Here is a 15,075-nt window from a genome sequence, read left to right on the forward strand (position 1 = left end):
AGAAAGCCTTTATTTTCTTGCACTGCACATTCAGACAAGTGCTGAATGTTGGTTCAGGGTCGTTAGCTCAGCTGGTAGAGCAGCGGACTTTTAATCCGTTGGTCCCGCGTTCGAATCGCGGACGACCCACCACTTATTTTGATCAACCTAGAGATGGGTCGTTAGCTCAGCTGGTAGAGCAGCGGACTTTTAATCCGTTGGTCCCGCGTTCGAATCGCGGACGACCCACCACTTATTTTGATCAACCTAGAGATGGGTCGTTAGCTCAGCTGGTAGAGCAGCGGACTTTTAATCCGTTGGTCCCGCGTTCGAATCGCGGACGACCCACCATTCTTTCTTAGGGCTTCTTTCTGTACTACAATAGAAACGAAACCTGCAATATTCCGACCAAGACAAACCACACCGTTTCGGTTGATTCGCCATTCTCGAAATTTTGCTACACCGATGTTGCAAAACACAATGCTTTAATGCATTTTTAAAAAATCTCAGATTTTTTCTTGCACTCGGGTGAACCCTTAAAGCGATGCTTTAAGTTCACTAATCCTCATTCAGGGTTGTTAGCTCAGTTGGTAGAGCAGTAGACTCTTAATCTATTGGTCGAGGGTTCGAGTCCCTCACAACCCACCAGATTTCTTTATATTATTCTTCTTATCTCTATACGCACATATAATAAAAAATGCTCCATATTTAGAGCATTTCCATCCTTTTAAATTGCAAGCTTGGTTAAATCAACCAACCCCCTCTCTTCTTTAACTGACTTTTTCTTTAAGCAAACGGTATGCCTGTTGTGGAAAGGGATTGCCTTCGGCAAAATATTGCTCGTTTAAGGCTGAAGCATGCGCAATCTTGTCCAAATCCATGACCAGATTTTGATCTTTATCAATATTATAAAAAAAATCCACCCCATTTGAGCGATGCAAAATCACCTGATGATTTTGCCTATCATAAGACCAGTGATCTTGCCGGTGATACAGATTTGAAGCGAAGCTGATTTGCCCCGAATGGATCAGAGTGCGATGGGCAATTCCATCCTCCTGTAAATTAATAACATAATCTGCTATACCATCTTTACATCTGACAAAAGGATCATCACAACTGATCGTGGCTTGATAACGGCCAATATAAGGCTCGGCATAGTCTGGAATGGCTTTTTTGATTCTGGATTCTGCCTGTTCCACCGGAGCAGTCGCCCGCCCGGCAACTTCGGTGAGTTTTCGATCTTGAGTATCGTTAACAGCTGAAGTTTCTGCTTTGATCTGTTTCGCTACAGAATCCTCCACAGGTTTGTGACAACCGATCAGACCCGCTAAAACTACAATCAAGATCCATAGCTGATAATCTGCTTTTTGAAACACCTATTCACCCCTGAATCATCTATTTTCTTCGGCTACTTGTTCATCTGTTCAATTATTTATGACTTAAGTCATGAGAGGCTTTTTATCATCTTGCAAGGTATTTCCATATTTAATTGATTTTTATTGATATAAATCAACTTTTTTAGGACAAGTGTATTTTATATCCCAACTCTGGTTGCAGTAATTATTTATTTACATAACTTAACCATTTTTTAGGACCTGCCACTTTAAAAATGCATTGGCATCTCCATTTCTTTATTATGAGTATGTTGTTTTAACTTTTATTTTCTCATTCTAAGGAGACCTAGATGGCCAATGTTGGTTTATATCGCTCTAACCGCCAAAACATGATTGCCGGTGTAATGGGTGGTATTGCTGAACGTTTTGGTTGGAATGCCACTTTGCTGCGCATTATTTTTATTCTTGTTTCTGTTATGAGTGCAGCATTCCCGGGGATTTTGGTTTATTTAATTTTATGGTTGGTGATACCAAAACAGCAAAATACTATGTTTGCTCAGTCACAAGCCTATAACAACCCGATCCGCACCGTAAATTCGGATCAGAATCGATAATATCTCGTTGAACTCTAATGAGTTCGTTTTATGCTACGACCTATACCCCAATCGGTCGTAGCTTTTTTTTGCCTAATTTTTTCCTTATGCCACTACATTCAACTGCTGATTCAATGCCGCAATCATATCGGCACGGCTAATAATGCCGACCATTTTCTGTTTTTCCACCACTGGAATATAGTTAAATGAACGCTCAACAAAATAAGGTACCAGGTCCTGAATCGGTTGCTCCGGCTTTACGGTGACCACCTGTCGAACCATAATATCCTTGACCTGACGCTGCCAGGTAGTTCGTAAATCGGTTGCACGCTTAAACCATTCCACCACTTCATATAAAGCCAGCGTACCTACAAGTTGCTGCTGGGCATTGATCACAGGCAGACTCATTAAATTCATGTGCTTGAATTTATCCAGCGCAGAATAGATATCATCATTTTCATTCAGGCTAATCACGTCTTTGGTCATGATGTCCTGACATTTAAACTGGCTCATGCCCCGGGCATTGGCTTTTTCTTGGGCCGCTAAAATAATTTTTTGCAGGTCATATTCACTAATATCCAGCAGCTCAGTTTGCTGATCCAATGTGGCCTGAATATCTTGCGGTTGAATGGTGACTTTTTGCGTGGGTGTCGGGTCTTTAGAACGCTGGTTGATCTGAGCGACTTGCGGATACTGTTTTCCTAAAAGACGGTTAAAAATAATCGCTACAAACATCAACAGGACCGAATTTAATAAAACCGGATAAAAGATAAAGTAATATCCCAGCTCATGGACCGCTTTGCCACCTAAAACGGCAGTAATCGCCACCGCCCCACTCGGTGGATGCAAGGAATCCGTGGTCATCATCAGAAAAATAGACAATGCCACCGCCACACTAAAGGCTTCGGTCAGGTTCGGAATATAGGCCGCACAGGTCACCCCAATGACTCCTGCAATGATATTTCCAATCACCATATTCCACGGCTGTGCCAAAGGACTGGCAGGCACGGCAAACAGTAATACCGAAGATGCACCCATCGGTGCGATATACCATGCATTGATATCCCCCAGCACCCACCAGCTTATGAAAGATGAGAGTGTCAGTCCAAGTAATGCACCCAGACCGCACAGCAGGCGGTCTTTCAATGGAAGCACTTTAAAATTGGGTTTTAGGGTATTCAGCCAGTCTGCTTTTGAGTGAAACACAGTGTGCCTATTTGTTGTATTGGAGTGGAAGTTCGGCATTATAAAATGCTGAGACATGAAGGTGTATTTATTTTACATCTTATATTTATCAATAAATTTGTGAATCATTTTTAAACAGCCTAATTCTTATCCTGAAATCTTTGCCACTCCCCGACAAAATCCTTATACTTAGAGCCAATTTTTCTCTAATTTTAATGGATGCTACATGAGTCGCGCCATATCGCATATTGATACATTTCAAGGCTTAATTCTTGCCTTACAAAACTACTGGGCTGAACAAGGTTGTGTAGTGTTACAACCTTACGATATGGAAATGGGTGCAGGGACATTCCACACTGCAACTTTCCTTCGTGCTTTAGGGCCAGAAACTTGGAACGCGGCTTACGTACAACCTTCACGTCGTCCTAAAGATGGCCGTTATGGTGAAAACCCGAACCGTTTACAACACTACTATCAGTTTCAGGTGGTGCTTAAGCCAAACCCAGACAATATCCAGCAGCTTTATCTCGATTCCTTAGAAGCCATTGGTATTGATACCCTGACTCACGACATCCGTTTTGTTGAAGATAACTGGGAATCACCAACACTTGGCGCTTGGGGCTTAGGTTGGGAAGTTTGGCTTAACGGTATGGAAGTGACTCAGTTCACTTACTTCCAGCAAGTTGGTGGTGTTGAATGTTACCCAGTAACAGGTGAAATCACTTACGGTCTTGAACGTCTTGCAATGTACTTGCAAGGTGTAGATTCAGTTTACGATCTGGTTTGGACCAAAGGTCAGTTCGGTACAGTAACCTATGGCGATGTATTCCATCAGAACGAAGTAGAACAATCGACTTATAACTTTGAATACGCCAACGTTGAAAAAATGTTTGAACTGTTCGATTTCTACGAAGCTGAAGCAACACGTTTAATCGAAGCTGAACTTCCACTTCCTGCATATGAACAAGTCATTAAAGCATCGCATAGCTTTAACTTGCTGGATGCTCGCGGTGCAATTTCTGTGACTGAACGTCAGCGTTATATTTTGCGTGTCCGTACTTTGGCACGTTCAATTGCAACAAGCTATGTAGCAGCACGTGCGAAACTGGGTTTCCCAATGGCAGAACCACATTTACGTGACGAAGTATTAGCGCAGTTAAAAGCACAAGTTGAAGCAGAAGCAGCTCAAGCAGAAAAAGCAGCGGAGAACAAATAATGTCTAAACATACTGTTTTATTTGAACTTGGCTGTGAAGAACTTCCTCCAAAAAGCTTAAAAAAATTACGTGATGCTCTTCAGGCAGAAACTGAAAAAGGCTTAAAAGATGCGGGTCTGGCTTTCGACTCAATTGAAGCTTATGCAGCACCACGCCGTTTGGCATTGAAAATTGTCAATGTGGAAGGCGCGCAAGCCGATACGCAAAAACGTTTTGACGGCCCTGCAAAACAAGCAGCGTTTGATGCTGAAGGTAACCCGACTAAAGCGTTAGAGGGCTTTATGCGCGGTCAAGGCATCACTGTTGATCAAGTATCAACTTTCCAGGCCGGTAAAGTTGAAAAAGTGTGCTATTTAAAAGACGTGAAAGGTCAAAGCCTAGACGTACTTTTACCACAAATTTTACAAGCTGCTTTAGACAACCTGCCAATTGCAAAACGTATGCGTTCTGCGGCCAGCCGTACCGAATTCGTACGTCCGGTAAAATGGGTAGTGTTGTTAAAAGACAACGATGTGATTGATGCGACTATTCAGGATCACAAAGCAGGTAACGTGACATATGGTCACCGTTTCCACGCGCCTGAAGCGATCACACTGGCGAATGCTGATGAATATCTTGCTAAATTAAAAGCAGCACATGTGGTAGCGTCTTTTGAAGAGCGTCAAGCCATCATCGACCAGCAAGTGAAAGCTTTGGCTGATGAAGTCAATGCGATTGCCATTGTACCAAGTGACCTTCGTGACGAAGTGACTGCACTGGTGGAATGGCCTGTTGCGTTACGTGCAAGCTTCGAAGAACGTTTCCTTGCGGTGCCTCAAGAAGCACTCATCACTACCATGCAGGACAACCAGAAGTATTTCTGTTTGGTCAATGCTGACAATAAACTGCAACCGTACTTCATTACCGTTTCCAATATTGAGTCGAAAGATCCGACCCAAATTATTGAAGGTAACGAGAAAGTGGTTCGTCCGCGTTTGTCGGATGCTGAATTCTTCTTCCTGCAAGACCAGAAGCAACCGCTGGCATCACGCAAAGAAAAACTGGCTAACATGGTATTCCAAGCTGAACTGGGTACTTTGTGGAACAAGTCTGAACGTATTGCAAAATTGGCTATTGCGCTTGCGCCAATTACAGGTGCAAACGCAGCAGATGCTGAAAAAGCTGCCCTTCTTGCAAAATGCGACTTAACGTCTGAACTGGTTGGTGAATTCCCGGAACTTCAAGGTATTGCAGGTACTTATTACGCACGCATTGAAGGCGAAAATGATGAAGTGGCTGAATCTTTAGGTGAGCAATACTTACCTAAATTCGCAGGTGATGTTTTACCGAAAACCAAAACAGGTACAACGATTGCCCTTGCCGACCGTTTAGATACCTTGACTGGTATTTTCGGTATTGGTCAAGCGCCTACAGGTTCTAAAGACCCGTTTGCACTTCGTCGTTCTGCAATTGGTATCCTTCGTTTAGTGACTGAAAACAACCTTGACGTTTCTATTGAAGATTTAATCAAGCTTGCTTTGGCTGCGTATGGCGATGTATTGAAAGATCACGATAAGACTTTGGCAGATGCAGTTGCATTCCTTGAAGGTCGTTACCGTGCGAAATACGAAGACCAAGGCGTTGCGGTTGACGTGATTCAAGCTGTTCAAGCATTGTCACCAAAATCTCCGCTTGATTTTGACAAACGTGTAAATGCAGTAAACCATTTCCGTGACTTGCCTGAAGCTGCTGCGCTAGCGGCTGCTAACAAACGTGTTGCGAATATCTTGGCTAAAGAAGCAGAGCCTACAGGTGCTGTGGTTGAAGCGAACCTGGTAGAAGATGCTGAAAAAGCATTATTCGCTGAACTTGCGAAAATTACGCCAGTGGTTGAGCCATTGTTTGCTGCTAAAGACTACACTGCTGCATTGTCTGCGCTAGCTGCCTTGCGTGCGCCTGTAGATGCGTTCTTTGATGGCGTGATGGTGATGGCTGATGATGCTGACCTAAAAGCAAACCGTTTGCGTATGCTTGCTCAGCTTCGTGAGTTATTTACGAAAGTGGCTGATATTTCGGTGCTTCAACATTAAGCCTTAATTGCTTGTATTTATTTAAAAAACCTATTATCTTTTTAAATAATAGGTTTTTTTTAAATACAAAATGAACATTAAAGATGAAATAAAAAAGAGTGTAGATTTATTAAAAGCTAATTGTAGCAATGAAGCCGAAACTCGTAGAAAAATCATAGATCAAATTTTAGAAAAAGTTCTAGGATGGGATGTGCTAGATATTTCCTATGAGGAGAAAGTTCAGGAAGATGGCAAAACTAAATATGCAGATTACATTATAAAAAATGCAAATAGCTCTATTCTTCTTGAAGCAAAAAGAATAAATGTAAATTTTAAACTTCCACAAAATACATTATCAAAATTAAACTCAGCGTTAGTAAAAGATGAAGTTGGTGAGGCAATTATCCAAGCTAGAGATTATTGCAGAAAACTAGGAATACCTTTTGCTATCGTAACTAACGGTGATCAATGGATAATTTTTCCAGCATCGAGAATAGATAATGTTAGCTTTGCTGAATCATCGGCGATTATTTTTCATAGTATAGATGATATATTAAAAAACCGATTCGATTATTTTTATAAATTATTATCAAGAGAAGGTTTTATTGAAGAAAATCTTAAGGTAGAAATAATAGGAAGAAGCATAGATCAAATTGAAATAAGACGATTAAATAAAATTTTTACAGGAACCACTAATCAAACTAACCCTGTTTTCCATTTAATAGATAAAGAAGTAACTGTTGCATTTTCCGATTCTTTAATTAATGATAATCCTGAATTATTAGAAAAATGCTATGTATCAACTAACGATCGACAAAAATTTGATCAAAAAATACAAATGCATTTACAAAAAAAAGAGTCTTTATTTTCTAAAACTTTACGACCAATGCGTTCTAAAGAATCGAAAAGTTTTAAAGAAAAAATCAAAACTTCTACTAATTTAAATCGACCATTAGCAATACTTATATTAGGTAGTGTTGGTTCTGGAAAAACTACATTTATAGAATATACACATAAAATTTCTGCAAAAGATTTTTTTAATGAAAATTTACCGAATCCTCCTCAATGGATAAAAATTGATTTTAGGAACTTTTCTCAAAACCAAGTTCCTTTAGATTTCATTTATAATAATATTTTTCATATAATTACAAATACTGAAAATCATATTTTAAACGATTATGAAAAAGTCGTAAGTAAAGCATATCAACAAGAAATAGATAGTTTAAAAAAAGGTCCTCTTTTTTTAATATCAAAATCACCTGAAAAGCTTCAAGAAAAAATTGCCGAAAAAATATATTCAGACTATGAAAATAAAATTTCTTATATAGATAAAATTCTAAAGTACTATACTCAAATTTCTCCGATATTTGTTGTAATTGATAATGTTGATCAATTCGAATCTGACTCCATACAATCAGAAATTTTTTCTGATTCAATTGCTTTTGCAGGAAAGCTCAATATTAATTTAATTATTGCAATGCGTGAGTCCACTTATGTAAACCATAGAAGTTCTCCTACTTTTGATGCTTTTGATTTTGATCCCATCTTAATAGAACCACCACCAATTCCCTCGGTGATATCTAAAAGATTCAGTTTAACAGAACAACTTTTAGAGAAGAAAAAAGGATCATTTCAGGCAATAAACGGAGCTTCTTTCGAAGTCAATAATCTAGCAGATTTCATACGTCTTACTAAAAGCTCTGTTTTAGGTACTGAGATAGGTACTCGTATAGATGTTTTATCAAATCATGATGTACGTTTAGCATTAAGGATGACCCGAGAGTTTCTATCAAACGGCTATACAGATCCAGGAAAAGCTATTAATTTCTATCAAAGTGGAAAAGAATACAGATTGCCGGTTCATGAAGCTTTTCGATCAATTTTACTTGGTAACAGATCAGTGTATGATGAAAATTATTCTGTGATAGGTAATCCGCTTGATTCTAAACTTAATCAAAATAATAGTGAATTATTAAGACTTTTTATATTAGCTGCATTAGTTAAACAACATTCTATTACAGGGTCTGAATTTATTACAGCTAGTGACATTGCTTATAATTTAACTAAAATCGGATTTAAAGAGGAAATCACTCTTTTAGTTTTAACAAGCTTATGTTCCCTTCGTTTTATCCATACTAAATCGCATAAAAATGCAGATATGACTAGTAGCTTTTATCCAAGTCGGTTAGGTGGGCATGTTATTAAAAGTTTACTAGGTGATTTAACATTTATAGAAAATATTTTAATGGATACTTTTATATCAAATAAAGAAGTTTGGGATAATATGAAATACTTAAGTACAAAAATAGCAAGTGAACGAGATATTATTCATAAACTCGAGTTAAGAATTGAGCGTGCTAAATGTTTCTATGATTATATGGAAAGTTTATATGAACCATTATTGACAGAAGCTAATCATCGCAAATTAGATCCTATTTGGTTAACTCATCCTCTACGAGAACAGAAAGTAGATTTTCTTTCGAATTGTGATTATGCCTTACAAAGTGCTCGACGAAATTATTCAAAATCTTAAATTGAAAAGATATATCTAATCATCCATTAACCACCTATACTCAAACTAACAACACTCAACAAGAAAGAATCATATGAAATTTAAAACGCTTATTTTGACTGCTCTTGCGGGTATTGCTATTACGGCGTGTACAACTGCTCCAACTATTCCAACACTTGAAACGGGTGTATTACAAGAAGTTCAGAATCTGGAAGTCTATCCAGACACTACCGACAACAAAGCCAAACTGACCAAATTTACCAACAAATGCATGATCGAATTTACCGGCAACCTGCAAGCTGGCAAAGCCATAGAACACTGGTCATTTAAGGGCAATACCTTAATTACTGGCGGCTCAACCGTATTTGCTACAGATGGTACAAGTGCAGCCACTAACTTTGACCTGAACGATGCAGCTGTGCAAAAAAACTTCCTTGCACTACGTCATTATTTTCATAAAGATGCTTTAGCACAATGTAACTAATCCATCCAGAATCACTGATTCTACTTCGACTCGGTGATTCTTCTACCCCTTCAATACAAAGCCTTCATTAGTTTTATTTCTATTCAAATACCGTTTATCGTTATTTTCCTTAAAATGTTACATATCAATACTTTGTATCCAAGCTAAATCCTGATTTTTGAAAAAAAAATTAAAATTCAAAAACTAAAAAAAGATAGCTGAAAATCACATTCACATATTTGTCCAAATTGTTAATTCGATGTTGCTAAAACGTTGGAATTTATTCTTAAATTCCAAATTTTAAGGTTTAACCGATTAAGATAATGATTTTATAACTCGGTAAACACTCGAGTTTTATTGTAAGGATAAATCGAGCTATGAAAACAATCAGAACAATAGTGATGAGCACTACACTTTTAGCTTGTACTTCCCTTTTGGCCAACCCTAGCACCAAAGCGACTTCAGAGCTAAAAGCCCAACCCAGTGATCAAAATACTGCTGACAAAGTGGATAGCGTTAAAAAAGGGATCAATAAAACTCGGACTGCGAGCAAAAACTCCCGAGAGAATACTCAAAACTTTGCCAGTAAAAACGCCCAACAACGCAAAAACAGCAACAATTCACACCCAAGCAATATGGATATTAATGGTAAAACCCATGCAGAGCTGGATACTTACTCAGGGAAAATGCATTCAGGACTTACGGTCGAAACACCAAGCAATGAGGAAGAGTAAATCCATAGCTCAGCTCTCTTGAAAAAGCCCATCTCTATGGGCTTTTTTCTTGCTGGATGAATTGTAGATATATCTCAAATGTAATGAATCTGTATTAATTTCGCCACATTTCACATTTTAAGCCAAATTCACCCTTAGAATAAAATCAAATAGATCATATTGAAACGAATTGAAGTCATCGCTAAAACAGGAATAAAACCCACAATGAAAATGATGAAAACGGTATTAATAACCAGTGCAATTTTGGCCTCTACTCCCCTTTGGGCTCAAACAGCCACAACCGCTCCAGCCAATACTTCAACTCATACTCAACCAGCACCCTATGGTGATAATCCCAATATCTTTAAAGTGCTAGGCCATAAGGCACAGCAGAAGGTTCAGCATACGGCGGAAAAAGTCGATTATGGGGTACAAAAAGGCATCGCCAAAGTCAAACCTAAAGTAGAAAATGCCTGGGAAGAAACCAAGGATTTTGCTACTGAAAAATCAGAAATAGCCAAAGAAAAAACCGAGCGAGCTGCAACAACAGTGAACAGAAAGCTGAATCAAACCAAAGATAATATTATTGGCAGTCCAAATGACCAGCCTGCACCGATTGTTTCTCGTCCGCTAAGCGAGTCTTCAACAGATCAGCAGTCGGTTCCTGCACAGCAAACACCAACCAGTTAAATACATTTGACTCAAAATAAATACCAGTATTGAAAATATAAAGCTTCTCCCGGTCAGGGAGAGGCTTTATTGATTTTTATATTTTTTAATTCACCTGTCGAATCGCTTGTCCTGCTTTAAAGGCTTCTACATTTTCCACCATCTGCTGCACAATACGTTGCCGTGCATCTACACTGCCCCATGCACTATGCGGGGTAATAATCAGATTAGGAATATCGTCAGCCAAAAGCACATTACCATCTTTAGGCGGTTCAACCGTGAGCACATCGGTTGCAGCACCTGCAATTTTGCCTTGGCGTAAAGCATCGGCAAGCGCAGCTTCATTGACGATTCCACCGCGGGCACAGTTAATTAAAAATGCGCTCGATTTCATGGCCCCGAAGGCCTGGTGATCTATCAGGTCTCGGGTATCGTCAGTTAAGGGACAATGCAGACTAAGGAAATCAACTTGGGGCAATAAATCTGCAAAAGGAATACGACTGGCATCAGTTGGACGGCTCGGCAATGATCCAACCAAAACCTTCATACCAAAAGCCTCAGCCAGTTTGGCTACCGCTTTCCCCAGTTCACCATAACCTATAATGCCCAAGGTTTTGCCGGCCAGTTCAATAATCGGGAAATCCAGCAGACAGAATTGCGAAGCCTTATTCCATTGTCCCTGTTTCACTGCCCAATCATATTGAATTAACGAAGTTGCTAAGGCCAACATCAAGCTTAAGGTATGCTGTGCCACTGCCGCCGTGCCATAACCCTGACAGTTGCAGACCACAATGCCCTGCTTAGCTGCCTGAACCAGATCAATATTATTGGTGCCAGTTGCGGAAATTAAAATCAGTTTCAAATGAGGACATTGTTGCATGGTCGCTGCATCAACCACGACTTTATTACTGATAATGACCTCTGCCTCTTGCACACGCGCTAGCAGCTGTGCCGGAGTCGTCGTTGGAAACAGCGCCAGCTCATCAAATCCAGCTTCAAGCTGACTGAAATCCAGATCATTTTTATCCAGTGATTCATAATCTAAAAATACGGCTTTCATGCTGCTTTCCTTGGCTGAGTTTGATGAATATCTAAAAATTATTGCCCAGACATTAAAAGCCAGTTTTATATTCTTTTTCAACCAAATTTAGAGCTTAAAAATACAAAACCCACTATTTAGTGGGTTTATTGATATGCAGCTGAATCGACTTGTAGATTTCATAAAATACATAAATTGCCAGAGCAAACACTACAAGCATTCCCCCGCCCATAATGATATAAGTCGGATCTAGACTGTCTGCGAAAGCATAGCAAGGGATGGATATAGAGATGAGGGTTAAAAGTACAGCCGGTATAAAATCACGTTTCATCCTGAAGCACCCGTTATTTGTTTATTGTTTAATTTTGAGTCATGAGAACTTGCCTTACCGTTCTATCTTAGACCGATTTAAAGATAAAGCAAGTGATCAAAATTAAAACAAATTGAGGTACATGTTCAACCCTGAAGGATAGGCTATAGGGCAGATACCGGGTCAGGCTGGGTCACAAATTGCGCAGTTTCAGGAGCATCTTCCACGAACTCATGACTACCATATTCGTTATTGCTCAAGTTTAAATGCTTATAACTGAGCAGGTAGAAATCACTATACTTTTTAATCACCAATGGATGCATGCCTAGGGTCAAAGTTTCCTGTTCCCTGAACAGTTTCATCACTTGCCGGTCATTCATGGCCACGATAAAACGTTCGTCATTCATTGAAATGTGTACCAGTCCACTACCCTTGGCAAAGATCGGAATCAGAAATTTATGATTCAGGGCGATGGCGCTGGCCGCATAGCTTTCAATCTTCTGGCTAATCACATTAAATACCAGACCATGACCAAAACAGTCCAGTAACTGACTGCGATTTTCTTGCGGCAAATTGACCTGGATGCCCAGTTTCAGTAAATCTTGCTGACTGACCTGTTTATTACGCAGCAATTCCCTGAGTAAATTGTTTTTTAACTTGGCATCAAAAAACTGGCTGTCCAGCTGCAAATCATTATTGACCAGAATGGAACCTAAGGCATTGCGGTGTCGAGGCAACAGGTTTTCAATGACTTTACGATAGTAAAACTTGCTGTTCTTTTTCACCTGACGGATTTTGCGATAAAAATAGCTGGCATCAAACTCATGCAATAAAAAGTCATACAGCAGTTCTGAACTGGCCAGTACCGCAATGGCATCATGTCCGGTAAAAGGCAGGTTCAGGGTCTGAATTTTTGGCAGCACCTGTTCAAGTTTTAAATAATGCGCACGGTCTTCCGGACAATAAGGGTCATAGACCACGATATACTCACGTTCAGCCGCAACATCCTGGGGCTGAATGCGCATATGGGCATTCTGTTCAGGATGAAAGAACATGTTATAGCGCGGGTCTTCGACTTCTTCAGGATTGATAGAATACTGCGGCACCAGCGCCACTACGCGCTTTAAATCCAGCAGGTTGGAATACTTGATGACCGCATACCCGCCCATGGAACCGCCATAGCCAATCCGGGTTTTAAACGGCGCAATCAGTTCCTGAATCTGGGCGAACATCTCGCGCATCGAACTTTCAGGAAACCAGGATTTCTGCTTCGGCATAATGCCTATCACATTAAAGTCATATTTATGCAGGGATTTTTCGGCATTAATCGACAGCCCTTTGGCCCGGGTAATCAGGTCGCCAAAAGAGAAAATTAGCTCATCCGATGAGCCTTTCAGAAAGATTGCACGAATTTGTTCGTCTTCAAAAATAATGTGTTTATCCATTTCCACACCGAAGCAAATCGGCCCTTTATCAGAATCAATGCTACAAATAGACACCTTGCCTATTTACGAAAAGCGACTATGGTATTTTATAGATGCCATGAAGATTAAAAAGCGCAAAATATGACACAATCACTTCATCCTGCTGCTCAAAAAGGCTTCAGTTCTGCCGCTGAACTTTATCAACAAGTTCGTCCGAGTTATCCACAAGACATCGTCAATTGGCTACGTGATCAGCTCCAACTGGGTGAACATTCGCAGGTGGTTGATCTGGGTGCAGGTACTGGCAAATTCTTACCTTACTTAAAACAGCTGACCTCACACATCATTGCCATTGAGCCGATTCAGGCCATGCTGACACAATTGCAACAAGCCTATCCTGACATTTCAACGCTACAGGCATCGAGTGAGTCTCTGCCTTTAACCGCCCATAGTATAGATGCTGTGGTCTGCGCACAATCCTTTCACTGGTTTGCCAATCTTGAATCATTAACACAAATTCATCAAGCGCTCAAACCATCCGGACATCTGGCACTGATCTGGAATCAGCGCGATGTTCAGGTCGACTGGGTCAAAGCGCTGGCAGACCGTATTGAGCCTTTGGAAGGCAATACGCCACGTTATCATAGCGGTCAATGGAAAAAGGTTTTTGAACAGCAAGCCTTGTTTCAATTAGAAAATACCGAAACGTTTCAGCAGCAACATGTTGGCACTGTGGAACAGGTGGTGTCCAAACGCCTGCTCTCTACCAGTTTTATTGCCGCCATGTCAGCACATGAACAGCAGCAGTTAAAAGCTGAATTTGAACAGATCGTTTTAGAGTATACAGGCAAGCATCCTCAAGATGAAATCGCATTCCCCTATGTGACCTATGCCTATGACTTTAAAACACTCGATCAGAAATAAAGGAACCATCATGATAAAACTTCAACTCAAACACTTTGGTCTTCCTGTTTTATTGTGCTCAAGTGTATTGCTGAGTGCCTGTGATCGTCATCAAGATACCGTATCTCAAGACGATAAGATTCAGCCTGAAGATAAGGTGATGCAGGAGCTGGTTACAGAACCGGTTAAAGAATTTAAAAAAACTCCAGATGACCCACATGATATTGCCTTGCTGACTGACTTTGACCAACGTTTTACCCAAATGAGTGACCAGATGGAAGACGAACTGGTCAAAATGGAGGAGCAAGGTTCCCTGACTGATGAATTTGCGCATAACCGTAAACGCGACAACATCCGCTCGGCTTTATACATGCTTAAAGAACTGGATTTAAAAACTGAACAAGGACGCTATATTCAAGGTCTGATGGCCGAATACTGGCAATCTCAAGCCAAACTTTATGATGAGCACAAAGATAAAAAAGCAGAACCCATTAAAAATTCAGCAGATCAAGTCAAAGACCTGGGCGAATTTTTACATGCTCAGGAACAGCTGGAACACTGGCAATCTCAATATCCGCAAATGAACAAAGCCGAAACAAAAAAAGCTGAAGTAGCTAAATCCGAAACCACTCAATCTAGCTACTAGAATCGAGTGCATAAAAAAGTCTTTTAATCACAGGTTTCGCA

Annotated in this window: 14 protein-coding genes and 4 tRNA genes; 13 read left to right on the top strand and 5 right to left on the bottom strand. The window is 40.1% G+C overall.

Annotated elements, in window-relative coordinates:
• The first annotated feature begins 56 nt into the window (after positions 1–56).
• The 4 genes from WAE57_RS11060 to WAE57_RS11075 all read left to right on the top strand — a co-directional run bounded on the left by WAE57_RS11060 (position 57) and on the right by WAE57_RS11075 (position 627).
• Positions 57–132, top strand: a tRNA-Lys gene (locus WAE57_RS11060).
• A 23-nt stretch (positions 133–155) separates the two neighbouring features.
• A tRNA-Lys gene (locus WAE57_RS11065) sits at positions 156–231 on the top strand.
• A gap of 23 nt (positions 232–254) precedes the next feature.
• Positions 255–330: transfer RNA gene (locus WAE57_RS11070), tRNA-Lys, on the top strand.
• A gap of 221 nt (positions 331–551) precedes the next feature.
• Positions 552–627, top strand: a tRNA-Lys gene (locus tag WAE57_RS11075).
• A gap of 122 nt (positions 628–749) precedes the next feature.
• Here WAE57_RS11075 and WAE57_RS11080 read toward each other — a convergent pair.
• Positions 750–1,355: a hypothetical protein gene (locus WAE57_RS11080; RefSeq protein ID WP_337710666.1), complete on the bottom strand. Its 606-nt coding sequence runs from the start codon at positions 1,353–1,355 to the stop codon at positions 750–752.
• 308 nt (positions 1,356–1,663) lie between these two features.
• On the opposite strand from WAE57_RS11080, the gene WAE57_RS11085 reads away from it, so the two are divergent.
• The gene (locus WAE57_RS11085) at positions 1,664–1,927 is read left to right on the top strand and encodes a PspC domain-containing protein (protein WP_237787774.1); all 264 of its coding nucleotides are present in this window, start codon (positions 1,664–1,666) and stop codon (positions 1,925–1,927) included.
• A gap of 84 nt (positions 1,928–2,011) precedes the next feature.
• Here the strand turns inward: WAE57_RS11085 and WAE57_RS11090 are convergent, their stop codons facing one another.
• Positions 2,012–3,112 carry an HPP family protein gene (locus WAE57_RS11090; protein ID WP_337710667.1) on the bottom strand — a complete coding sequence of 367 codons (1,101 nt, stop codon included), beginning with the start codon at positions 3,110–3,112 and terminating at the stop codon, positions 2,012–2,014.
• 205 nt (positions 3,113–3,317) lie between these two features.
• Here WAE57_RS11090 and glyQ point away from each other — a divergent pair, with 205 nt between their 5' ends.
• The 6 genes from glyQ to WAE57_RS11120 all read left to right on the top strand — a co-directional run bounded on the left by glyQ (position 3,318) and on the right by WAE57_RS11120 (position 10,733).
• Entirely contained in the window at positions 3,318–4,307 is a 990-nt protein-coding gene (glyQ, locus tag WAE57_RS11095; protein WP_237787772.1) for a glycine--tRNA ligase subunit alpha, read from the top strand.
• Positions 4,307–6,376, top strand: a complete 2,070-nt coding sequence (gene glyS / locus WAE57_RS11100; protein ID WP_337710668.1) for a glycine--tRNA ligase subunit beta — start codon at positions 4,307–4,309, stop codon at positions 6,374–6,376. Before glyQ ends, glyS begins: the two co-directional genes overlap by 1 nt.
• 70 nt (positions 6,377–6,446) lie before the next feature.
• Entirely contained in the window at positions 6,447–8,888 is a 2,442-nt protein-coding gene (locus WAE57_RS11105; RefSeq protein WP_337710669.1) for a P-loop NTPase fold protein, read from the top strand.
• A 73-nt stretch (positions 8,889–8,961) separates the two neighbouring features.
• Positions 8,962–9,351: a hypothetical protein gene (locus WAE57_RS11110; RefSeq protein WP_337710670.1), complete on the top strand. Its 390-nt coding sequence runs from the start codon at positions 8,962–8,964 to the stop codon at positions 9,349–9,351.
• Between the two features lie 356 nt (positions 9,352–9,707).
• Positions 9,708–10,064, top strand: coding sequence for a hypothetical protein (locus WAE57_RS11115; protein WP_337710671.1), 357 nt, complete (start codon positions 9,708–9,710; stop codon positions 10,062–10,064).
• 204 nt (positions 10,065–10,268) lie between these two features.
• Complete coding sequence (locus tag WAE57_RS11120; protein WP_337710672.1) at positions 10,269–10,733, top strand: hypothetical protein; 465 nt, start codon at positions 10,269–10,271, stop codon at positions 10,731–10,733.
• Positions 10,734–10,818: 85 nt separating this feature from the next.
• On the opposite strand, the gene WAE57_RS11125 is transcribed toward WAE57_RS11120, so the two are convergent.
• The 3 genes from WAE57_RS11125 to WAE57_RS11135 form a co-directional block, all read right to left on the bottom strand.
• Entirely contained in the window at positions 10,819–11,772 is a 954-nt protein-coding gene (locus tag WAE57_RS11125) for a 2-hydroxyacid dehydrogenase (protein WP_337710673.1), read from the bottom strand.
• A 112-nt stretch (positions 11,773–11,884) separates the two neighbouring features.
• Positions 11,885–12,082, bottom strand: coding sequence for a hypothetical protein (locus WAE57_RS11130; protein WP_337710674.1), 198 nt, complete (start codon positions 12,080–12,082; stop codon positions 11,885–11,887).
• A 143-nt stretch (positions 12,083–12,225) separates the two neighbouring features.
• Entirely contained in the window at positions 12,226–13,506 is a 1,281-nt protein-coding gene (locus WAE57_RS11135) for a hypothetical protein (protein WP_337710675.1), read from the bottom strand.
• A gap of 120 nt (positions 13,507–13,626) precedes the next feature.
• On the opposite strand from WAE57_RS11135, the gene WAE57_RS11140 reads away from it, so the two are divergent.
• Both WAE57_RS11140 and WAE57_RS11145 read left to right on the top strand, forming a co-directional pair.
• Entirely contained in the window at positions 13,627–14,409 is a 783-nt protein-coding gene (locus WAE57_RS11140; RefSeq protein ID WP_337710676.1) for a class I SAM-dependent methyltransferase, read from the top strand.
• Positions 14,410–14,419: 10 nt separating this feature from the next.
• Entirely contained in the window at positions 14,420–15,034 is a 615-nt protein-coding gene (locus WAE57_RS11145; RefSeq protein ID WP_337710677.1) for a hypothetical protein, read from the top strand.
• Positions 15,035–15,075 lie beyond the last annotated feature (41 nt).

Origin of the sequence: Acinetobacter sp. NS-4, assembly GCF_037402435.1 — a bacterium.
Taxonomy (GTDB): domain Bacteria; phylum Pseudomonadota; class Gammaproteobacteria; order Pseudomonadales; family Moraxellaceae; genus Acinetobacter.